Source organism: Helicobacter pylori Shi112, from assembly GCF_000277405.1.
Classification (GTDB): Bacteria; Campylobacterota; Campylobacteria; order Campylobacterales; family Helicobacteraceae; genus Helicobacter; species Helicobacter pylori_C.
In genome coordinates this window covers 582871-603373 of the sequence record NC_017741.1, presented here as the reverse complement: position 1 = coordinate 603373, position 20503 = coordinate 582871, and the positions used below count along the sequence as shown (strand labels likewise).

Here is a 20503-nt window from a genome sequence, read left to right as displayed (position 1 = left end):
TTAGGACTTGTTTTTGGGATTTTTATTTAATTCTTTTAATTCTTTTTCAAATTTCTTACGCTTCAAAATGGACAATTTATCCACGAATAACACGCCATTAAGGTGATCTATTTCATGCTGGATGGCTACCGCTAAAAGCTCGCTCGCTTCTAAAACTTTCACTTCAGCGAAGCGGTTTTGGTATTCTATCTTAACCTTTTCAAAGCGCTCCACTTCTTCATAAAACCCCGGAACAGACAAGCACCCCTCTTTATACATTATCGTCCCTTTAGTTTCTATAAACTTAGGGTTAATGATTTCTAAGCAGTCTTCTTTGTGTTGCACGCCATCTTCTCGTGGGAGATTGATAATGAGCATTCTTAAAGGCAAACCCACTTGAATAGCGGCTAACCCTATCCCCTCACTAGCAATCATAGTCTCATGCATGTTGTCTAGTTGTTGGTGGAGTTTTGAATCAAAAGAAACGACCTCTTTAGAAATCGTTCTTAAGATTTTAGAAGGGTAATGGATAATCTCTAATAACGCCATGCAATCACTTCACATTTTTTTCTAACACTTTATCAATCAAGCCATACTCTTTAGCTTCTTTAGCGCTCATATAAAAATCCCTATCCGTGTCTTTAGCGATTTGCTCCAAACTCTGCCCTGAGTTTTGAGCCAGAATAGAATTCATCAAACCTTTAAGCCTGAGAATCTCATTAGAAATGATTTCAATATCGCTCGCTTGCCCTTGAGCCCCCCCTAAAGGCTGATGGATCATAATCCTTGAATGGGGTAGTGAAAAGCGCTTGCCCTTAGCCCCACAGCTCAGTAAAAACGCCCCCATAGAAGCCGCTTGACCGATGCAAATCGTGGAAACATCAGGGCGGATAAAATTCATGGTGTCATAAATGCTAAGACCGCTTGTTATCACCCCACCGGGAGAATTGATATACAAGCCAATGTCCTTTTCAGGGTCTTCAGCTTCCAAAAACAAGAGTTGGGCCACGATAGAAGACGCCACGCTATCATTGATCTCACCGCTCAATAAAACAATGCGATCCTTTAAAAGACGCGAGTAAATATCATAGCTACGCTCCCCACGATCGGTATTCTCTATTACATAAGGAATGTATCCCATCATCTCTCCTTTTTAGCCGTTTAACCCACTTGAGTTTTTTGAGCGTTGGGCCTCATTTTCTCTAAAATTTCTTGTTGTTCTTTAGGCAGGTTTTTATCCAACAAATAAGTCAGCACCCTATCTTCAATCATCGCCATTTTCACCGCCGCTAACATGTTGTTTTTGCGGTATTGTTCAATGAGATTTTCTGGGTTTTGCCCTGTCATCATCGCTTCATAATACAAAGTTTGAAAGACTTCATTGTCATGCACGCCAATTTTTTCTTCCTTCGCTAAAGCGTCAATGATAAAAGTGATTTTCACGCTTTTTGTCGCATCATTCCTAAAGCTTTCACGCTTTTCTTTGGCTTTTTCTTGACTTTCTTGTAAGGATTTGACTTCCTCAGCTTGCATGGAATAAAGAGCGTTCCTAAACAACAAATCCATTTCTTGCTCTATGATCGTTTTAGGCAAATCAAAAACAATCTTTCCATCTAAATTTTCAATCAATCTTTCTTTCAACTCTTCATTATAGAGCCTGGCTTTATTTTCTAAAAACAACTGCCCTTCAACCCTTTCTTTTAAAAGCTTTAAAGTCGCATTCTCTTCATTAGCCAGCACGATTTTAGCGAGTTCGTCATTGATTTCTAACACTTCACGCGCTTGAATCTGGTGTAATTTCACTTTAAAAAGGGCTTCTTTGCCGGCCAAATGCTCTGCGTGGTATTCGCTAGGGAAAGTCAAAGGGAATTCTTTTTCTTCGCCCGCTTGCATGCCTAAAAGAGCCTTTTCAAAATCTTCTAGCATTTGCTTATTGCCTAAAATCAAACTGAAATTCTCAGCCTTGCCCCCTTCAAAAGGCGCATTATCTATAAAGCCTTCAAAATCAATCGTTAATTTATCGTCGTTTTGAGCTTTTCTTTGAGCGTCAGTATCCACAAATTTCGCATAGTCTTTAGCGAGCTGTTTCAAACGCTCATCAATTTTTTCTTCATTTGGAATTTCCACTCCCACGCTAGGCACGCACTCTTTGATCTTGTCTAAAACAATCGTGGGTTTTAAGCCGATGTCCGCTTCTATTTCAAAATGCGTGTCTTTTTTTTCAAATTTAGTGAAGTTGGGGCTACCGATTAGATCCTTATTCTCAATCCCTAATTCTTTAAGAGCGTTTTTTAAAACCTCTTGAATCATTTCTTCTTGAGCGTCTTGTTCAATTTGGGCTTGATAACGGGTTTTCACTAAATTAAGGGGGACTTTACCTCTTCTAAAGCCATCAATTTTAACTTTTTGGGCGATTTTTTGAGCGATTTTATCATAACGCTTTTCTAAATTTTCAACGGAAGGTTTAGCGTTCAAACGGGCGTTAGCGGTGTCAATCTTTTTCACTTCAAGATTCATTTTTTTCCTTAAATGGTTAAAAAATTAAATTTTTGTATCATTATAGCTTAATTTGTTTTAATTCCGGTTTATAAAAAGCGGTTTTAATTCTAGTTTTCAAAAATTTAAAAAACTAAAAATCATAAGTTGAAGTGAGATAGACAGAAATATTGCGCCTGAAATGAAGGGTGTATAAAGGGGTTTTAAAATAATCATTGGTTAAAAAGGGGATGCGCACACCCAATTCTATCGCCCAATTCTTATACCTTGAAAAGCGGTAACGATACCCCACATTCAACATCACTTGAAACATGTAAGGGTGATAAACGCTTGAAGGATCTTTAGCCCACTTTTTAAAAATCCTTGTTTCATAAAACCAGGTTTCTCCCACGAGATTCATCCCTAAAATCAGCGTTCCAAAAGCGCGTTTGTATAAAAAGTCAGCTCCCACGCCATAAAAAATAGCGTTAATAAAAGTCTCTTTTCTTTGCAATTTTTCCCTATAGCTTTTAGGGATTTGCGAACTCTCCCTCAAACTATCGCCCAACAAACCTTTATTTTTAAGAAAAAAACCATAGGCATAATCCAAAGAAATATAAAAGCGGAAACCATAGCGCTCTTTTTTAGGAAAAAATTGTTTATAGCCATAAATCAAACTGACTTCAGCAAAAGGAATATCTCGGTATTTTGAATGGTTTTCAAATTTTTCCCTACTCTGTAGCCATGACATTTGCACCACGCTTGTGCCGTAATAATGGGAACTTTTGTCTATGTTAAAAAGTTTTTTATTGGGCTTTTTAGGCTCAGTGAAACATGGAGAATGGGTTTTACCCCTTAAACACTTCTTTGCTAAAAACCGCTGGTATCCTAGATCTTCTTCTTTGGTGATTGTGTAAGTAACCAGATCATCAGCCCTTAAATACACGCTCAAAAAGAACGCTAAAAACCCCTTTTTAAGCAGTTTGTTCAAGCGTTCTTCTTGTGTGTATTTGCTTTTATCGGTTTCTCTTGGTTTTCAATTCCTTGGCGTCTTTTTGATAAGATTCTAAATTCTTTTGAGTGAGTTTTTTGTCTATTTCTTGCATGATATTTGCAAAAATCTTATTCAAAGCGCTCTTGATCGCATCATTAGAATTATCCGTTCCCTTAACCATAGTGCTAACTAACCCCCCGCTATGGCTTGAATGAGTGGTTTTTAAGAATTTTTCTTGAATGTCCAACTCGCTCAAATCCATCGTAAAAGAATCTAAAGACTCCCCACTCATAGGCTCTAGTATGGTAACTTTGATAAACCCAGCCGAGATTAAAACCCCTTCCATTTTATCCAAACCAGTGGAGAATAATAACCCGGGTTCTGATTTTTTCTGTATGGTTCTTTTAGGATCGGGGCGTAAAACAATTTCGCCATTCATAGCGACGGCCAAATACCCTTCTTTTTTTTGTGCAAAAGAAAAATCGTCTTTATCGCTGCTATCCACATTAATAACCTTATAGCCTTGATTTTGCAAAATCTGTTCAACCTTGATTGCGGTTTGATTCTTGAATTTGTTTTCATACTCTTTAGCAATATTATCGCTGTATTGAAAAGCTGGCCTTAAAAGTAGAATCTTCTCGTCTAACGCTTGAACTTTCTCGCTAGCTGGATGGTAATTCAATTTCAAAGTGACTTCATTGGTTTCAATAATATGCGGGCTGCATCCCACTAATAAAGCCACCACGCTCGCGCCTAAAAGGCATTTTTTCCATGCAAAATCTTTAAAATGATTGTTTGCTTTCATCGTTCTATCCTTGATTGTAATATTTTAGACTTCCATAACAACAAACCCGAAGCAACCAACACGCTTTTGTTGTCAAAATGTTATTTTACCCTAACATCTTTAGATTATTTAGTCTTTTTCTATTTTTTAGCGTTATAATCCCCACTTTTGCCTCCACTTTTATGCTCCAACATCACACCGCTAATTGTCATGCTCTTATCAATGGCTTTCACCATGTCATAAATGGTTAAGAGCCCTATACTCACACTCATTAGCGCTTCCATTTCTACGCCCGTTTTAGCTTGAGTTTTGACTCTCGCATAGAGTTTAAAACTATGAGTTTCTTTTTCTTCTAAAATATCAATATCCACCCCATTGAGCATGATTGAATGGCACATGGGAATGAGCTCGCTTGTCTTTTTAGCCCCCATAATCCCAGCAATAATAGCAGTCTGTAACACCGGACCCTTTTTGACGCAATGATTAACAATAGCGTCATAAGCCTCTTTATTCATGCTGATGCGGCCGCTTGCTAAAGCGATTCTTTCAGTGGTTTCTTTATCCCCTATATCCACCATTTTAGGCTGATTTTCTTCATTCAAATGAGTGAGCGGCATTTTTTTACCTTATTGTTTGGGGCGAAACGCTTGAATGTTTTTTTCATTCACTTGCATATAATTTCCTAAAATCAAATCCACGCAATAAGGAATCGCTGGAAAAACCGCTTCTAAGCATTCTCTAATACTTTTTGGCTTACCAGGGAGATTGACAATCAAACTCTTATTCCTAACACCAGCGCTCTGGCGCGATAGAATCGCTGTAGGCACATATTTTAAACTAGTCATTCGCATAAGCTCTCCAAAACCAGGAAGCATTTTTTGGCACACTTTTTCTGTGGCTTCTGGGGTTATATCTCTTAAAGCAGGGCCTGTGCCTCCTGTAGTAACGACTAGATCGCATTGGTATTCATCGCACATTTTAATCAGCGATTTTTCAATTAAATCCCTTTCATCAGCGACAATTTCGTAATGAAATTCTAAAGGATTGAGCAGATATTCGCTCAACACTTCTTGTATCGCCTTACCGCTTAAATCTTCATAAATCCCTTTTGACGCTCTATCGCTTGCGCTCAAAACGCCTATATGAATCGTTTGCATTTTAACTCCTTTTTAAGCTAAAAGCCCACTCCCTTTTAAAAGGTGGCTTCTTTCTTTAGCGTAGATGCGTTTATTGTGGATTAAATCGTATTTCCAAATAGGGGCGTTATGCTTAAAATCTTCAATAAAATCTTGGTATAGTTCTAAGGCATTTTTTCTATTCTTTCCCATTAAAACGCATAAAAATGAGCTTTGTCCTATCAAAACATCGCCCAAGCTATGCGCCATTTTTAACACCACGCCCAAATCTTTGGCTTTATGGTGCCATTTTTCAAACCAAGTCTTTAATAGCGCTTCATAAATATCAAAACTCAAGCCTTGAATATTATCCTCTCCTCTCACAATCCCAACAAACACGCAAAACGCTCCAAAGTTTTTCGCGCAAGCTTCCTCTTGGTAGGCTTTTAAAAGCTTGTCAGTATCTAATGCCCCTTGAATGATTTTTAACACCTAGCCCCCACAAACCGGTGGCAACAAACTTACCACATCGCCCTCTTTTAAAGGCGTGTTTAAATTGTCTATTAAACGATCATTAAGGGCTATCGCGCAAACGCCCAACCACTCTTTTAAGCCCTCTTTTTCTTGTAAAATCGCTCTTAATTCCTTTAAATCACTCGCTTTGGTGAAAAAACTTTCTTCTTTTATGGGTCCAAAAAATCGCACTTCTACCATCATTTACCCTTATATTAAATCTTTAAAAGCATGATTTTAATATTTTAAAACCTCTTTAAAGCGCTCATGGTTTTCACAATAAATGCCCCATTTTGAGCTTTTTGACTTCCAAATACCCTTGATTGTGCTCATTAGCGCACACGATCAAGCTCTCTCTTGTTACCTCAGCGTATTTTTCTAAAGCGGCGATTTTTTTAGGGTTGTTTGTGAGTAAGCGCATTTTTTTAATGCCGTAATATTCTAAAATTTCACCCGCAATACTATAATCCCTTTCATCGTCTTTAAACCCTATCATTTCATTGGCTTGAATGGTATCATAGCCCTTATCTTGCAAAGCGTAGGCATTGACTTTATTAAATAGCCCTATCCCACGCCCTTCTTGGCGCAAATAAATCACTAGCCCCCCTTCTTTAGAAATCCTTTCTAACGCCATTTGCAACGCCCCCCCGCAATCGCATTTTTGAGAGCCTAGAGCGTCGCCGGTCAAGCATTCTGAATGCAAACGCACTAAGGGGTTTTGAGAAAAATTAGGGGTGAAAACCACTAAATGATCTTTAGAGCCATTAGAACCCTTTTCTCTAAAACACTGGATACAAAACTCCCCAAATTGAGTGGGTAATTTGGCTTGGTTAGAAACTTCTAATCGTTTCAAGGATACTCCTAAAATTAGTTTTAAAAACGCATCTTTAAAAAAAGGTATTCTATCAAAACTCTTTATAATTTGTGCCGATAAAAATGTTTTTAAAATCGCTTGATGCGGGCTACTCCTTTAAAATTTGTAAGTCAAATTCAAACCATTGGGGCTTAAGCTAGAATGGATTTCATGTTTATTATGAATCCCTAAAGCTTCCCCAAGCCCTAAATCCCTAATCACAAAACCGATAGGATCCATAAGAGCGATAACCAAACGCCCTAAAAATAAAGAGCCAAAAAGCTTGCCTTCGTTGCGTTGGATATAGCGCGTGAGCTGATAAAACCCTTCCCCTAAAATGGAGCCTAATAAGGGCGTGATCACTAGATCCTGCCAGCTAGGCACTTCCACAAACGCTTCCAAGCCATATTCCCAAAAAAGCGTAGAAGTGATAAAAGAAAAAAACGCTGATGCCATCCAACCAAACCCAGCCATGCGCGGTTGCATATAATACATAGCCCCAAAATAAGGGTGCAAAATTTCATTGAAAATAAAACTATCATTGTCCAGTTTTGGCCCCATGCGGACATTTTCAAACCAACTCTTGATCCCAAATTTTTCTCTATCCCAATTCGTTACGCTCTCTGGCATGAGATACAACCCCACAATCCCTATCACCAAAGACACGCCTAAAATCCCAACACTCGTGCCTAAATATTTCCAACGGCTATTTGGGGCATAAGGGATCGTGTTGCTCTTTTTAAACCTCTTTTTAAAGTGTTGCCAAATAAAATTTTTAGGATTTCGTCTGAGCGTTTCTTCTAATTGAACGCTGTTAGCGTTTAAAAAACTACAGCCTAACCCCCAAATAATAACCAAAACCATCCAAATCTTTTGGAATGTTTTTAGGAATATTTTCAATAATATTTTTAGGAATGTTTTTAATGAAATCAGCATAAACTCTATTATTACTTTCATCAGGTTGCAAACTTTATTGCTTGACTTAAAAAGAGTTTATTATACCTTAAAAACATTACAACACATTCAATAAGACTCAACAAGCCTCAAAGGCTAATCGTTTCTACAAGCTTAAGCCCAAACCCGCTCAAAGCCTTATACTGCCTATCTTCAGAAGAGCTTAAAAGCCTGAAATCCTTTATCCCCAAATTCTTTAACACTAACGCCCCAATCCCAAAATCTTTAACGATATTGTTTTCTTTAGAATGCGTGTTCATAAAGATCAAATAACCCCCTTCGCGCTTTAAATATTCTAAAGCCTTAAAAAACACTTCAAACGCGCCAGTCGTTAAAAAATCAAAATCCTCTTTGATAGGGTGGAAACGCACTAAAGGGGCTAAATCATTGGTTTTTGCGCCCTTAAACTTAAAAGCGTAATGGTTTTTTTGCTGGTGGTCTAAAAAAGTGTAGCATTGCGTTTGGTGTTTTAAAAATTCCCTTTCTTCTTGGCAAAACATTTTCAGCAAACTTTCATTTTCTAAACGATAGCTAATCAAATCAGAAACATAGAGAGTTTTGAGATTGTGCTTTAGGGCAAAATCGCTCAAAAATTTATCCCCCCTTCTCGCCATAGAGCCGTCTTCTTTCATGATTTCACAAATCACGCTCACAGGCTTTAATCCAGCCAATTTGCATAAATCCACGCTCGCTTCAGTATGGCCCGTGCGCGCTAACACGCCTCCATCTTTGGCGATTAAAGGGAAAATATGCCCCGGGCGCACAAAATCGCTAGGCTTGGTGGTGTCTTTACACAATAATTCAATCGTTAAATGCCTTTCAAAAGCAGAAATCCCGGTTTTGGCTTCTTTAGCGTCAATGGAAACCGTGAAAGCGGTCTCATGGTTAGAATCATTCACGCTAACCATAGGGGGTAATTCAAATTTATTCGCTAAATCTTTGGTCAAAGACACGCAAATCAACCCCCTAGCATGCGTGGCCATGAAATTGATTTTCTCAGGGGTGGAAAAAATCCCAGCTAAAACCAAATCCCCCTCATTTTCTCTGTCTTCATCATCCATAACAATAAGCATTTCGCCATTTTTATACGCTTCTAAAGCTTCAGTAACTCGTTTTAAGATCATTCTAACTCCCTCGTTTTATTCAATAATATTAAGTGTTATAAAAACAACAAATATAGCATGTTTAATAACGATTATTACTTGATCATTGATGGGGAAAAAATGATCTCAAAACATTCCATTGTTTAAGCGCGCTTTTATGTAAAGAACGGCCAATCCTAATGCTTAAAGGTAATTTTTTAGGCCTTTGTTTTTCTGTGTTGGAGTTTTGAGTGTTCATTCCATCGCAAGCAATCGCAAATTCTTCTAACACATAGTTTTTGACCCCATGCCAATAATGCCTATCCATCACGCAATCTATAGGCATCACCCATTCTTTCGTGCTGTATTTCAACAATTTTTGCGCGGCTTTTGGGGCTAAAACATACCCTTGAGTGCCAATGCCATCTTTAAAATTTAAGATTTGAGAAACCCCTTTAATAAGAGTTTTTTGTTTGGCCACATTTTCTTCTAAATGCATCAAACGGATATAGCCTAACTCGTTGATGTGTTGGTAACAAAACTCCAGGCTCTCTTTAAAATACTCTTTCACAATAATATCATCTTCTAAAATACAGATCGCTTCGTTGAGTTCTATGCATTTTTGCCACAATGAATAATGGCTCGCATAGCACCCAAGCTCCCCAAACCCCATCCTCTTCCCGCAATGCTTGAGCGCGTAAAAGAAATTTTTTAACGCGCAAGGGGGGTGTTTTTCATTCTTGCAAAAAGCCCATAAATCTTCAACCATAAAAGAAGGGTGCAAATGCTCTAAAATCAAGGAGTGTAATTGAGTGGGAGAGATTTTAGAATAGATCGCATCAAAAATTTCATAAGAGATCCCTTGAAGTTTAAGGCTCTCTAAAAGGGGGGTTATATGAGTTTCTTTTAAAGAAAAATTTTGACAGGTTTTTGGGCTTAAATGAATAATAAAAACACGCATGTTAGCCTTAATTCTTAATGCAAATAAAATCAATATCAAACAGACTCACATTCTAGCGCAAATTTTAGTAAAATACGCATTATGTTAGATGATATTCCTATTACCATCCAAAAAAGTAAAAAAATCAAAACCCTAAGCTTGAACATCACGCCCTCTTTAGAAGTGATTCTAAAAATGCCTGATTCTTGCCCTCAAAATAGAGCGCATGCTTTTTTAAAAGAACAGAAAGCTTGGCTACAAAAAACCCTTTCAGCCATGCAAGAAAAATACTCCCTTTTACACTCGCGCTTAGAAACCTATCAAAACAAAATCCTTGTGTTTGATGAGGTGAAAAACGCTAACGATTACACCCTAACAGAGCTTAAAAAAATCTTAAAAACTTATTTGGAGCAGAAACTCCCTTTAAGCGCTCAAAAAATGCAAACTTCATACACCCATTTTAGCGTTAGAAACAACGCTAAAGTTTTGGGGAGTTGCTCTTATCATAACCGCTTGAGTTTTGCATTATTATTGGTTTGCGCCAAAAAAGAAGCGATTGATTATGTCATCATCCATGAGCTCGCCCACACGATCCACAAAAACCATTCTAAAAATTTCTGGCGTTGCGTGGAAATCTTTTGCCCTAATTACCGCGCTCTAAGAGAACATTTAAAACAAAGGGTTGTTTTTTATACCCAACTGCTTAAACCGCTACAGCCATAAAGATTAAACCTTAAAAGTGTTGGTCGCATTAATCTTATAAACCGCATCAAGCAAGTAATTTCGCGCCTTTGTAGGGCTGTTTTGCTTAAAATCTTGCCTGTTGATCCAATTGCCCTGCATGCTAATGCCTGCATGCTTACCAAACATTCCAGCCGTTCGAGAGCTTGTGAGATTATGCACTTCTTCGCTTTGCCATGAAAGCGGGGCGCTTTTTAAAACAGAATGTTAGTTTTAGAATGCGTTATTTATCAACTTGATGAAGAAACCATTACAACCGCTATCGCAAAACCAGCGTCATGGCTGATGCTTGCGCTCAAGCTTTGGATATTGAAATAATCCATTTTTTCTTTAGAAAGAGTGATTAAGGGGGCGTTTTTAGGGCTTTTAGAGATTTTTATATCCAAAAAGCTCAATTCCTTACCAATGCCTACTTGAAGGGCTTTAGAGCAAGCCTCTTTAAGCGCGAAAAACCCGGCGATACTGCTAGATTTATCCTTGCATAAATTAATCTCACTTGGCGATAAGAAACGCTCTAAAAACTTCATTTTAAAGCGTTTTACGCACTTTTCTATCCTAGCAATAGAAACAATATCTATGCCAATCATTTAAAATTATTGGATGATAAAATCAGTGAAAAAGACATTTTTAATAAAGCCATCAATCAAAAACGAATTCAAATGGCTCTTAATTTCATCTTTAAGCTTGTTTTTGCCTTTGTTAGTAACCACTTCTTCCACGCTTTTAGACGACAGAATTTCTATAATCGTGTCTTTGATCGCTGTGTCCTTAACCTTGACTTCATTTAAAAGCTTTTCATTACTCAATTCTAACGAGATAGAAGCCTTAAGGTAGCGTCTGCCATTTTGAGAAACCAAATTCACCGCAAAAGGCGCATCAATCGCATACAAAGGCCCAAGCACCAAATATTGCTGGATATTAGAGCCTTCTTTGGCCTCTTGATTTTTGTTCGCCATAGGATTAGCTTGAACTTCTTGGGTGTTTTTAGAAGCGTTTTCTTTAGATTCTTCCTTATTCCCCATAAGCAACATGATAATCACCCCTACCAATAAAAGCATCACTAACACGCTTCCAATAATGACAAATAAAAGGGCTTTGCTTTTTTTGGGAGGTTGTTGCGCGGTATTTTCTTGTTCTTCTGCCATGCCTATTCCTATTGAAAATAAGTTAAAGTGGTTTTTCCAAATTTTTTCTGTTTGATTATAGCTAAAGTTACAAGACTTTTAGGCATTTCATGCACGCTTTCATGCTCAAAAACCGCTAAAAGATTTTTTGGATTAAAGCGTTTCAATAACATTTCTAAAGCTTGAAAACACTTTTCATAAATCCCTAAAAACCCGCTTGTTTCAAAAGGAGGATCAAAATAAAGGATATTCAAAACGCCATTTTTTAAACACAGCGTGGGCAAAAGCTTGAAAGCGTCGTCTAAAAAGGTTTGAATTTCAATTTCCTTTTTCAGGCGGTTTTTAAAGAGGGAAATATTTTCTAAAAGCGTGGCATAAGCGCTTTTGTTTTGCTCAAAAAACACCGCGCTTTTAGCCCCCCTACTCAAAGCCTCTAAACCCATAGAAGCGCTGCCTGAAAACACTTCTATAAAATGCGCTCCCCTAATTTCTGCTTGCAAGGTGTTAAAAAACGACTCTCTTACGATCGCTTTCGTGGGGCGCGTGCTAGAAATTTTGGGCAAATTCAAGCCCAATCCCTTACAAGCCCCCCCAATAATCTTAAATTTTTTTACTGGCTGATGATTTGGCATAATTTTTGGGTGTATTCTTCTAGCAATTGCTGGATCTTTTGCTCTTTAGAAAATTGGATTTCTTCGCAAGGTTTTTCGCTCTCTTTTAAAGCGTGATAAAAATTTTTTATATCTTCTTTCACGCTCTGTTTAGTGAAAGGCTTTCTTAAGCGCTCTTCTATAAAGCATAGGGGCTTATTGGTTTCTAGCTTTCCATCATCGCTTAAAACAAGATCGCAAACTTCCATAGGAGAGAGGCAATCGCTCAAATAAAATTCCAAACTCCTTTGAATCAACAAAGACTTGCAAGAAAGAAAAATTTTCAAAAAACCCCTTTTATCCCATCAATAGACTTAAATTGTTTCAAATTATAGCAATTCTTTCTTTTAAGCGCCAATACTAAATAAATAAATTCTCATTTTGTAAAAAAGTTAAAAAGAATGTTAAAAATAAAGTTCAAATAACATCGTTTTTTTTTTTTTTGGTATAATGCTCGGTGAAGGTAAGAGCAAAAGGCGTATTATATTCCTTCCTTCTTTACTATAACTTAGCATTTTAATAAACTTTTTCATTAAAATGTCCTGATGCTCTTACCTTCAATTGAGAAAGCAAGTTAGCCTCTCTCAACTTTTCACACAAACTAAACTTGAAAGCGTAGTGTTTAATAGTAAATACTTAGTGTTTAATATTCTAAAATCCAAGACACCAATCCCCCCTTTAAAAATACGCAAACTCTTTATTATTTAGATTGTAAAAATGCTTTACATTTTATTTTTTTTCACAAACTCTAACGCTTTAAAACGCTCCCCCAAGCCCCCAGGGCTAATTAGGGGCTTGATTTTAGCCGCTTCTTTCAAATACCTTTCATAACTCGCACTCTTTGAAAATGTTTCTAATAACTCCATAAGTCCCATATCCAATAAAGCGTTAGCCTGCGATTTGAAGAATGAAAATTGCGCATGGTGTTTTTCAAACAAAAAGCGCACCAGAGAAAAATTGACATCATAGGTCAAATCGCTCTTTTGATACAAAGAAGCTAGATTGTTTAAAATATCCTTAAAATCCAGCGCTTGGTGGTTTTTAAAAGCCCTTAAATGCATGTCTTTCCTCTCTATTTCATCGCCATAATCAAAGCTCAAAAACACCCAAGAAGAAGCCTCATCCAATTTTTCTAACAAATCCTTAATGAAAGCCTCTAAAAATAACGGCGCGCACCCTTGTTTTAAATCCAAATTTTTAAGAAGTTCTTTAGTGGGTTCATCAATAGTGCCCCAAACGCCCTTATGATCATGGGCAATAAAAAGCATTTTGTTATCTTTAATGATCTCGCAAGCGAATGCGTCAAACAATTCATTAGAGACAACAAACGCGCTTTTTTCTTTAAAATCAAGCTCTTCTAAACTGCAACTACTCAAATCCAATTGCGTGGCTTGTTTAAAAATGGTTCGTTGGAGTTTTTGCAATTCCTTTAAAGGCTCGCAGCTGACAAACTCGCATTTTTCCATTACGCCCACGCTCAAAGCGTTTAAAAAATTCGCTATATCGCTCAAAAAATGCCCATGATGAGCGCCAATTTCTACAATTTTTAAAGGCAAAAATAATTTTTCTTCTTCTAAAAGCTTGACGATATAAAACGCAACAGCGCCCCCAAAAAACTTACTCAAAGACACCGAAGTGTAAAAATCCCCTTTTTGACCGATTAGTGCTTTTTTGTAATACCCCTTTTCTCCATAAAGCCACTCTTGCATGTAATTCCCAAACGAATGCATGATTTTCCTTTCATTAAACTCATCTCAACCAACAACAATAGAAGCGCTATTCTAGTCAAAATCGCCTTATTTTTGCGCTATGATATTCAATCATAATGACTTTTTAAGCTAAGTTTGAAGGGAGTTTAGAGTTTGGAAATTTTAAGGCGAGAATGTGGGGCGGTGGAAGAAAACGCTTATATTGTGAAGCTTTCTAGTGGGATAGATTTTATTATTGATCCCGGATTTTCTAGTAGCGAATGGGTGTTAGAAAACGCTAAAAACCCTAAGGCGATTTTAATCACGCATGGGCATTATGATCATGTATGGGATAGCGCTCAATTGTCAAAACTCCTTAAAAACACCCCCATTTACGCCCCCAAAGACGATGTGTTCATGCTAGAAAATGATATTTTCCATTTGGGCATGCCGGTTTTTAGCCCCAATTTCAGCGTGCCTTGCAATAAGGGTTGCACCACTTTAGAGATAGAAAACACCACCATTAAATATTGGCATTTTCCCGGACACACGCCCGGCTGCTCTATCATAGAAATAGAAGGGGTGATTTTTAGCGGGGATTTTATTTTTTATCGCAGCATTGGCCGTTATGATTTCCCTTATTCTAATGAAAAAGACATGAAAGAGTCCCTGTTAAGGTTTCAAAATTTAGATTTCCCTAAAGACATAGAGATTTATCCAGGGCATGGGGATAAGACAAGTTTTTTTGCTGAAAGAGAGCATTCTAAAATTTGGGTTTCAAGGATGGCTTAATTGTTAAGCCGGCTAGAAAAGGAGCGTTATTTGCGCCATATCATGCTAGAAGATGTGGGCGAAGAAGGCCAATTGAAGCTTTTAAAATCTAGCGTTTTAGTCGTTGGGGCTGGGGGTCTTGGATCGGCGGTTTTGATATATTTGTGCGCTGCTGGGATAGGAAAAATCGGTATTGTAGATTTTGATGTGGTGGATATGAGTAATTTGCAACGCCAAATTATCCATTCACAGGATTTTTTAAACCAATCTAAAGCCTCTAGCGCTAAAGCGCGCTTAAAACAACTCAATGCGGGTATTGAAATAGAGACTTTTGAAGAACGCTTTAAAGCTCATAACGCTCTTTCTCTCATAGAGCCTTATGATTTTATCATAGACGCTACAGACAATTTCAACGCTAAATTTTTGATTAATGACGCTTGCGTGTTAGCCCAAAAACCCTATTCGCATGCCGGGGTTTTAAAATACAGGGGGCAAAGCATGAGCGTTTTACCCAATAGCGCATGCTTAGCGTGCGTTTTTGATAAGTCCCCTAAAAAGGGATTAAATCCTATTTCAGGGCTTTTTGGGGTCTTACCCGGAGTTTTAGGGTGCATCCAAGCGAGCGAATGCCTTAAATATTTTTTAGGGTTTGAAACTTTACTTATAAATACTTTACTTATAGCCGATATTAAAACGATGGATTTTAAAAAAATTCAAGCACCCAAAAACCCTGAATGTAGGGTTTGTGGCACGCATAAAATCACGCATTTACAAGATTATGAAATTTAGATTAAGGGGTAAGTTTTGGATTTATCAACCATACTAGGCTTGGTATTGGCGGTCGCTTCTATTTCGCTAGGCGATATTTTAGAAGATGGTAACCCGTTGCACATTATCCATTTGAGTTCAGTCATCATCATCGTGCCCACTTCGCTTTTTGCTGCCATGACAGGCACGCATGCTCGCTATGTGAAAGCCGCTTACAAAGAGATAAAAATTGTTTTTTTAAACCCTAAAATCAATTTGAACGAAACCATTAAAAATTTAGTGGAATTAGCCACTTTAGCCAGAAAAGATGGGGTGTTGAGTTTGGAGGGGCGAGTGGCACAAATTGAAGACGATTTCACCCGTAATGGTTTGTCTATGATTATAGATGGCAAGGATCTCAAATCCGTTAAGGAAAGCTTAGAAATCAGCATTGAAGAAATGGAAGAGTATTACCACGGCGCTGCTCATTATTGGGAAACGGCCGGCGAGACCGCTCCGACTATGGGGTTAGTGGGGGCGGTTATGGGGCTTATGCTAGCCTTGCAAAAACTAGACAACCCGGCTGAAATGGCAGCAGGGATCGCTGGGGCTTTTACGGCTACTGTTACAGGGATTATGTGTTCTTATGCGATTTTTGGCCCTTTTGGGCATAAGCTCAAGGCTAAGTCTAAAGACATTATCAAAGAAAAAACCGTTCTTTTAGAGGGGATTTTAGGCATCGCTAACGGGGAAAATCCAAGGGATTTAGAAAACAAACTCTTAAACTACATCGCTCCCGGTGAGCCTAAAAAATCTCAATTTGAGGGCTAAAGATGGCTAAGAAAAACAAACCCACCGAATGCCCCGCCGGCGAAAAATGGGCGGTTCCTTATGCGGACTTTTTGTCGTTGTTGCTTGCGCTTTTTATCGCTCTTTATGCCATTTCAGCGGTCAATAAATCCAAAGTGGAAGCCTTGAAAACCGAATTTATTAAGATTTTTAATTACGCTCCCAAGCCAGAGGCGATGCAGCCGGTTGTAGTGATCCCCCCTGATTCAGGGAAAGAAGAAGAGCAAATGGCGAGCGAAAGCTCCAAACCGGCTTCGCAAAATACCGAAACAAAAGCCACTATCGCTCGCAAAGGCGAAGGCAGTGTTTTAGAGCAAATTGATCAAGGCTCTATTTTAAAGCTCCCTTCTAATTTGTTGTTTGAAAACGCTACTTCAGATACTATCAATCAAGACATGATGCTTTATCTTGAACGGATCGCTAAAATCATTCAAAAACTCCCTAAAAGGGTGCATATTAATGTGAGAGGTTTTACAGACGACACGCCTTTAATTAAAACCCGTTTTAAAAGCCATTATGAATTAGCCGCTAATCGCGCTTATAGGGTGATGAAAGTCCTTATACAATACGGCGTAAATCCTAACCAACTGTCTTTTTCTTCTTACGGATCCACAAACCCTATCGCGCCTAATGATTCCCTAGAAAACAGGATGAAAAACAATCGTGTGGAAATCTTTTTTTCAACCGATGCGAACGATTTGAGTAAGATCCACTCTATTTTAGATAATGAGTTCAACCCCCACCAAGAATGAGCCATGAATAAATTTTTTCTCTTCATCTTTCTCTTTTTAGCGAGCCTTATTGCCAGAGAAAAGGACGCTTCTTCAAACCTTTTTGATTTGATCGATCAAGGGATTAACAGAGAACAAGAACTAAAAGAGCAGGAGCAAAAAACGCGCTTAAAACTGGCTCAAAGCCCTTTAGTGGCTTTAGAGATTGTCCCCCAAGAAACGCCCTATTTAGAATGGCAAGGGGCTAGGGAGTCGTATTATTTAAAGGTGAGCGCTGTCGTGGAGAGTGTGGTTATCTTAAAAATTGACATCAATCAGGGGCGTTCTTGCTCGCTCTACCCCACGCCTAAAAGCGTTTCTTTAGTGAGGAATCAAAGCGTAGCCTATGAAATTTTATGCGAAAACCAGCCCCTATGGATAGAAGTGAGCACCAATTTAGGCAAACGCACCTTCCAGTTTTGATTTTTTCACCCGTTTTAAACATTTGGCGCTATAGTTGTTGGCATGAATAAAAATTTTTGGTATAGAATAATAAAAATAGGTAACATGAAAGGGTATTATAACAAAGCCCACTCATTAAACGCTACAAAACCCCCATGCAAAAACTAAACAAAACCCCTTTATTCAAATAAGTTTAGTTATAATGCCAAGCATGGGCGTTTTTAAACATTTGATTAAAGAATTGTATGAATGGTTGCTCCATTCTGTAGATGTAATCACACAGCATTTAGTTGCCATAGCGCTAAAAATAAGCGTGGTAAAACATTTGATACAAGAATTTCATGATCGTTTCATTTATTTTATAGACTTACTCGCGCAGCATTTTATCATCGTTGCACTCTCTAGCTTTCTTGTGCTGGTGTTTGGGGTTTTGATTGGGGTTTTTGTGTTTTACAACTCAAAGGCTAGGGCGTTCTTGCTCCCTATAGTGAATTTCCTCTACACCATCCCATCGCTTGCGTTATTTGCGTTATTCATTCCTTTAATTGGGGTGGGGTTAAAAAACGCGCTTTTAGTGTTGGTCTTATACGGCTTATTACCCATTGTCCATAGCACTTATAACGCTTTAAAAGAGGTGAGAGAAGAGGTGATTAAGGCCGCTATCGGGCTAGGGTGTAACCCAAAAGAGTTGTTTTTTAGGGTGCGATTCTTGCTCGCTATCCCCCAAATTTTAGTGGGCTTAAGGATTGCGGTGGTGATGCTAGTAGCGATGGCTGGGATTGGGGCGCTCATTGGGGCTGGGGGCTTAGGGCAGGCGATTTTTAGAGGGCTAAACACACAAAACACCACGCTTTTAGTGGCGGGCAGTTTGATCATTGCTCTTTTTAGTGTTTTAGCGGATCAATTTGTGAGCGTCTTTCAGCATGAAAACGCCTTGCAACGCCTATTTTCTCAAAACGCTACCAAAAAACAAAAAAGAAAAGTTTATCTTAATTTAGCGGTGTTCCTTTTTTTATTGCTAGCGAGCGCTTTATGGCTCATTCCTAGAAACGCCATAGAAGAAAAGCCGTTACTACAAACCTATAAAATCCTATAAAGAGCTATAAAATTCTCTTAATTTAGGGTTTTTGTTGTATTCCTAGTTCAACCTTGCTAGTTGCTAAACGATTTTTGGATAAATCATTCAACAGAGCTGTCAAGTCCATAGGCGTAAATTCGGCAGTAACTCTACCTACTAAATGCTTTAAAAGATTGATAGCAGCGTTTATATCTCTATCTAATTCAAAGCCACACTCTAGGCATTGATAAATCCTATCTTTAAGTTTTAAATCTTGTTTAACCTTTTGACAATTAGAACAAGTCTTAGAGCTTGGATAGTAAGTGTCAGCTCTTAGAATTTCTTTATTAGAGTATTTAGCTTTATACTCTAATAGCGTGTTAAACACAGACATAGAAACATCGCTTAAAGATTTAGCCAACCTGTGATTTTTAAACATGTTTTTGACTTTCAAACTCTCTAAACAAAACGAGTTTGAGTGTCTTATAAGAGAGCTTGTGAGCTTGTGTAAAAAATCAAGTCTGATGTTAGCGATTTTTTCATGCAAGTGGGTAAGCTTTTTAGAATGCTTTAAGTAATTATTAGATTTCTTGGTTTTATCCCCTTTGGTTTTTGGGTGGATTTTTTTACTCAGTTGTCTGCTAATTCTTACAAGCTTTCTAGTAAGCTTATCTAAGGGCTTAGGGGCATAGATATTTAAGCCATTAGACAAACTCACAAAGGATTTAATCCCTATATCAACCCCTAGTTTATTATGACTCTCTTGGAGTTTATGGGTTCGTTTGTATTCACTCTCATCAACACCACAAGAGATTGAAACATAGAAATGATCGCCCTTTTGAGTGATGGTAGCGTTATTGATTTTGCCTTGAAATCTTAGTTTTTCAGTGAGTTTGATTGGTGGTAAGTTAGGTATTTTTAAATAACCAGTATTAGCTGTTTGAATGATTTTAATTTGGTCGCCCCCTATATAAAAAGAACCTTGAAACTCTCTTTTCTTTTTAAATTTAGGGTAACTCACTAAACCTTTTTTCAAATCCCTAAAAAACTTATTAAAGGCTAGATTTAAGTGGATAAAAGGCTGTTGGGTGGCGTATTTAGTTACTTCATAAACGAAATTAAATTGCGATTTTTTAAGAGCGTTAAATTCTTTTTTAAGCTGTAGATGGTTAGTTTTAATACCCAGTTGGTAGTTTTCTTTCCATTTAGCTAACCCCCAATTATAAGCGAACCTAGCGCACCCAAAAGCTTTTTTAAAGTAAGTAATATGCTTGTTATTAGGCTTTAAAGCGATTTTATGCGTGATTGAGATAGCTGACATTGTTAGTTATGACTTCTTGCATTTCATCTAAGAGTTTTTTGTTTTTCTTAGACCTAGAGCCATACAATCTAGCGCTAAAGACGGTTATAATTTCTAAAACATCTTTGGCTAATTCTTCTTCAAACCTCACATTCTCATCACCCTTATTGATGATAACCACTTCTACTTCTTTAGCTTCACAAATACTGAATACCAATTCAGCTCCAAAGCGTAATAATCTGTCTTTATGCGTTAATACAAGGCGCTTGACTTGATTGTCTAAGATTAAGTTTAAAAGCTTGGTTAAGCCTTTTTTATAGTAGTTCATGCCACTCCCTAAATCTTGTATCACTTCATAGTTAAAGCCGCATCTAGCGCAATAAAGCTCTAAAACTTGAACTTGTCTGATTAAATCCTCTTGTTGGTCATGCGAGCTTACTCTAGCATAAGCTATTGTTTTTAATTCATCTTGATTAAAGACTGCGTTTCTATTGATACGCCTTAAACTTTCTAACTTGTAACGCCTTTCACCGCCTTTAGTGAGTTCATCAGGTTTTAACAAATCTTTTTTATCCCAATTGCGTAAGGTTTGGATAGTTACACCCAAAAGCTTACTCGCTTGACCGATTGATAGCATTCTTTTATTCATGCAAGCAGTATAACACAAAACTTAATAACCTATACAAAAATTATAGTATTTTATAGGTTATTATAG

Annotated in this window: 28 protein-coding genes and 1 pseudogene; 7 read left to right on the top strand and 22 right to left on the bottom strand. The window is 37.7% G+C overall.

The genetic code is table 11. From position 1 onward, the window contains the following. From def to HPSH112_RS02920, 14 genes are all read right to left on the bottom strand, one after another. Entirely contained in the window at window positions 1-528 is a 528-nt protein-coding gene (gene def, locus HPSH112_RS02980; protein WP_001185887.1) for a peptide deformylase, read from the bottom strand. A 4-nt stretch (window positions 529-532) separates the two neighbouring features. Then, window positions 533-1120 (bottom strand): ATP-dependent Clp endopeptidase proteolytic subunit ClpP, encoded by a 588-nt coding sequence (gene clpP / locus HPSH112_RS02975; RefSeq protein WP_000540571.1) that lies wholly within the window; start codon window positions 1118-1120, stop codon window positions 533-535. A gap of 20 nt (window positions 1121-1140) precedes the next feature. Next, window positions 1141-2496 (bottom strand): trigger factor, encoded by a 1356-nt coding sequence (gene tig / locus HPSH112_RS02970; protein WP_001047726.1) that lies wholly within the window; start codon window positions 2494-2496, stop codon window positions 1141-1143. A 112-nt stretch (window positions 2497-2608) separates the two neighbouring features. Next, window positions 2609-3445 (bottom strand): outer membrane protein, encoded by an 837-nt coding sequence (locus HPSH112_RS02965; protein ID WP_001037762.1) that lies wholly within the window; start codon window positions 3443-3445, stop codon window positions 2609-2611. A gap of 25 nt (window positions 3446-3470) precedes the next feature. Beyond that, window positions 3471-4253: a flagellar sheath lipoprotein HpaA gene (gene hpaA, locus HPSH112_RS02960; RefSeq protein ID WP_000646687.1), complete on the bottom strand. Its 783-nt coding sequence runs from the start codon at window positions 4251-4253 to the stop codon at window positions 3471-3473. A gap of 119 nt (window positions 4254-4372) precedes the next feature. Continuing rightward, window positions 4373-4849, bottom strand: coding sequence for a cyclic pyranopterin monophosphate synthase MoaC (moaC, locus tag HPSH112_RS02955; RefSeq protein WP_001131556.1), 477 nt, complete (start codon window positions 4847-4849; stop codon window positions 4373-4375). A 9-nt stretch (window positions 4850-4858) separates the two neighbouring features. After that, window positions 4859-5389: a molybdopterin adenylyltransferase gene (mog, locus tag HPSH112_RS02950; protein WP_001193323.1), complete on the bottom strand. Its 531-nt coding sequence runs from the start codon at window positions 5387-5389 to the stop codon at window positions 4859-4861. 12 nt (window positions 5390-5401) lie between these two features. Beyond that, entirely contained in the window at window positions 5402-5839 is a 438-nt protein-coding gene (locus tag HPSH112_RS02945; RefSeq protein ID WP_000912620.1) for a molybdopterin synthase catalytic subunit, read from the bottom strand. Continuing rightward, a complete protein-coding gene (locus HPSH112_RS02940) occupies window positions 5840-6061 on the bottom strand; it encodes a MoaD/ThiS family protein (RefSeq protein ID WP_000230631.1) in 222 nt (73 codons plus the stop codon). Window positions 6062-6134: 73 nt separating this feature from the next. Next, window positions 6135-6713 (bottom strand): GTP cyclohydrolase II, encoded by a 579-nt coding sequence (gene ribA / locus HPSH112_RS02935; RefSeq protein ID WP_000825041.1) that lies wholly within the window; start codon window positions 6711-6713, stop codon window positions 6135-6137. Between the two features lie 117 nt (window positions 6714-6830). After that, the gene (locus HPSH112_RS02930) at window positions 6831-7577 is read right to left on the bottom strand and encodes a DUF3943 domain-containing protein (RefSeq protein WP_000244671.1); all 747 of its coding nucleotides are present in this window, start codon (window positions 7575-7577) and stop codon (window positions 6831-6833) included. After that, window positions 7543-7680: a hypothetical protein gene (locus tag HPSH112_RS08730; protein WP_001182133.1), complete on the bottom strand. Its 138-nt coding sequence runs from the start codon at window positions 7678-7680 to the stop codon at window positions 7543-7545. The genes HPSH112_RS02930 and HPSH112_RS08730 overlap by 35 nt, the downstream gene beginning before the upstream one ends. Before the next feature lie 76 nt (window positions 7681-7756). Next, on the bottom strand, window positions 7757-8791 hold the full coding sequence (locus tag HPSH112_RS02925) for a bifunctional 3,4-dihydroxy-2-butanone 4-phosphate synthase/GTP cyclohydrolase II (RefSeq protein ID WP_000601468.1): 1035 nt from the start codon (window positions 8789-8791) through the stop codon (window positions 7757-7759). Between the two features lie 82 nt (window positions 8792-8873). Continuing rightward, on the bottom strand, window positions 8874-9710 hold the full coding sequence (locus HPSH112_RS02920) for a glycosyltransferase family 25 protein (protein WP_001263328.1): 837 nt from the start codon (window positions 9708-9710) through the stop codon (window positions 8874-8876). 81 nt (window positions 9711-9791) lie between these two features. On the opposite strand from HPSH112_RS02920, the gene HPSH112_RS02915 reads away from it, so the two are divergent. Beyond that, window positions 9792-10412 (top strand): M48 family metallopeptidase, encoded by a 621-nt coding sequence (locus HPSH112_RS02915; protein WP_000883259.1) that lies wholly within the window; start codon window positions 9792-9794, stop codon window positions 10410-10412. A gap of 3 nt (window positions 10413-10415) precedes the next feature. Here the strand turns inward: HPSH112_RS02915 and HPSH112_RS02910 are convergent, their stop codons facing one another. The 6 genes from HPSH112_RS02910 to HPSH112_RS02885 all read right to left on the bottom strand — a co-directional run bounded on the left by HPSH112_RS02910 (window position 10416) and on the right by HPSH112_RS02885 (window position 13934). After that, a complete protein-coding gene (locus HPSH112_RS02910) occupies window positions 10416-10592 on the bottom strand; it encodes a hypothetical protein (RefSeq protein ID WP_154079360.1) in 177 nt (58 codons plus the stop codon). A gap of 68 nt (window positions 10593-10660) precedes the next feature. After that, entirely contained in the window at window positions 10661-11017 is a 357-nt protein-coding gene (gene acpS, locus HPSH112_RS02905) for a holo-ACP synthase (protein ID WP_000579170.1), read from the bottom strand. A gap of 6 nt (window positions 11018-11023) precedes the next feature. Further along, complete coding sequence (fliL, locus tag HPSH112_RS02900; protein WP_000797017.1) at window positions 11024-11575, bottom strand: flagellar basal body-associated protein FliL; 552 nt, start codon at window positions 11573-11575, stop codon at window positions 11024-11026. 8 nt (window positions 11576-11583) lie between these two features. Then, window positions 11584-12186, bottom strand: a complete 603-nt coding sequence (gene rsmD, locus HPSH112_RS02895) for a 16S rRNA (guanine(966)-N(2))-methyltransferase RsmD (RefSeq protein WP_001132707.1) — start codon at window positions 12184-12186, stop codon at window positions 11584-11586. After that, the gene (locus tag HPSH112_RS02890) at window positions 12165-12491 is read right to left on the bottom strand and encodes a hypothetical protein (protein ID WP_000688959.1); all 327 of its coding nucleotides are present in this window, start codon (window positions 12489-12491) and stop codon (window positions 12165-12167) included. Before HPSH112_RS02890 ends, rsmD begins: the two co-directional genes overlap by 22 nt. 435 nt (window positions 12492-12926) lie before the next feature. After that, complete coding sequence (locus tag HPSH112_RS02885) at window positions 12927-13934, bottom strand: class I SAM-dependent methyltransferase (RefSeq protein ID WP_000555527.1); 1008 nt, start codon at window positions 13932-13934, stop codon at window positions 12927-12929. Between the two features lie 132 nt (window positions 13935-14066). Here HPSH112_RS02885 and HPSH112_RS02880 point away from each other — a divergent pair, with 132 nt between their 5' ends. From HPSH112_RS02880 to egtU, 6 genes and pseudogenes are all read left to right on the top strand, one after another. Beyond that, window positions 14067-14684, top strand: coding sequence for an MBL fold metallo-hydrolase (locus HPSH112_RS02880; RefSeq protein WP_000404704.1), 618 nt, complete (start codon window positions 14067-14069; stop codon window positions 14682-14684). Beyond that, the gene (locus HPSH112_RS02875; RefSeq protein ID WP_000952633.1) at window positions 14685-15452 is read left to right on the top strand and encodes a HesA/MoeB/ThiF family protein; all 768 of its coding nucleotides are present in this window, start codon (window positions 14685-14687) and stop codon (window positions 15450-15452) included. Window positions 15453-15467: 15 nt separating this feature from the next. Continuing rightward, window positions 15468-16241 carry a flagellar motor stator protein MotA gene (gene motA / locus HPSH112_RS02870; RefSeq protein ID WP_000366185.1) on the top strand — a complete coding sequence of 258 codons (774 nt, stop codon included), beginning with the start codon at window positions 15468-15470 and terminating at the stop codon, window positions 16239-16241. Between the two features lie 2 nt (window positions 16242-16243). Further along, a complete protein-coding gene (gene motB / locus HPSH112_RS02865) occupies window positions 16244-17011 on the top strand; it encodes a flagellar motor protein MotB (RefSeq protein WP_001085329.1) in 768 nt (255 codons plus the stop codon). Window positions 17012-17014: 3 nt separating this feature from the next. Then, window positions 17015-17452, top strand: coding sequence for a hypothetical protein (locus HPSH112_RS02860; protein WP_001031795.1), 438 nt, complete (start codon window positions 17015-17017; stop codon window positions 17450-17452). A 181-nt stretch (window positions 17453-17633) separates the two neighbouring features. Continuing rightward, window positions 17634-18518, top strand: a pseudogene (gene egtU, locus HPSH112_RS02855) (ergothioneine transport permease/ergothioneine binding protein EgtU); the annotation flags it as partial. A gap of 31 nt (window positions 18519-18549) precedes the next feature. Here the strand turns inward: egtU and HPSH112_RS02850 are convergent. Together HPSH112_RS02850 and HPSH112_RS02845 are read right to left on the bottom strand one after the other, a co-directional pair. Beyond that, window positions 18550-19809 (bottom strand): RNA-guided endonuclease InsQ/TnpB family protein, encoded by a 1260-nt coding sequence (locus tag HPSH112_RS02850; protein WP_001274344.1) that lies wholly within the window; start codon window positions 19807-19809, stop codon window positions 18550-18552. Continuing rightward, entirely contained in the window at window positions 19784-20437 is a 654-nt protein-coding gene (locus HPSH112_RS02845) for an IS607-like element IS607 family transposase (protein WP_001042542.1), read from the bottom strand. The genes HPSH112_RS02850 and HPSH112_RS02845 overlap by 26 nt, the downstream gene beginning before the upstream one ends. Window positions 20438-20503: the final 66 nt, after the last annotated feature.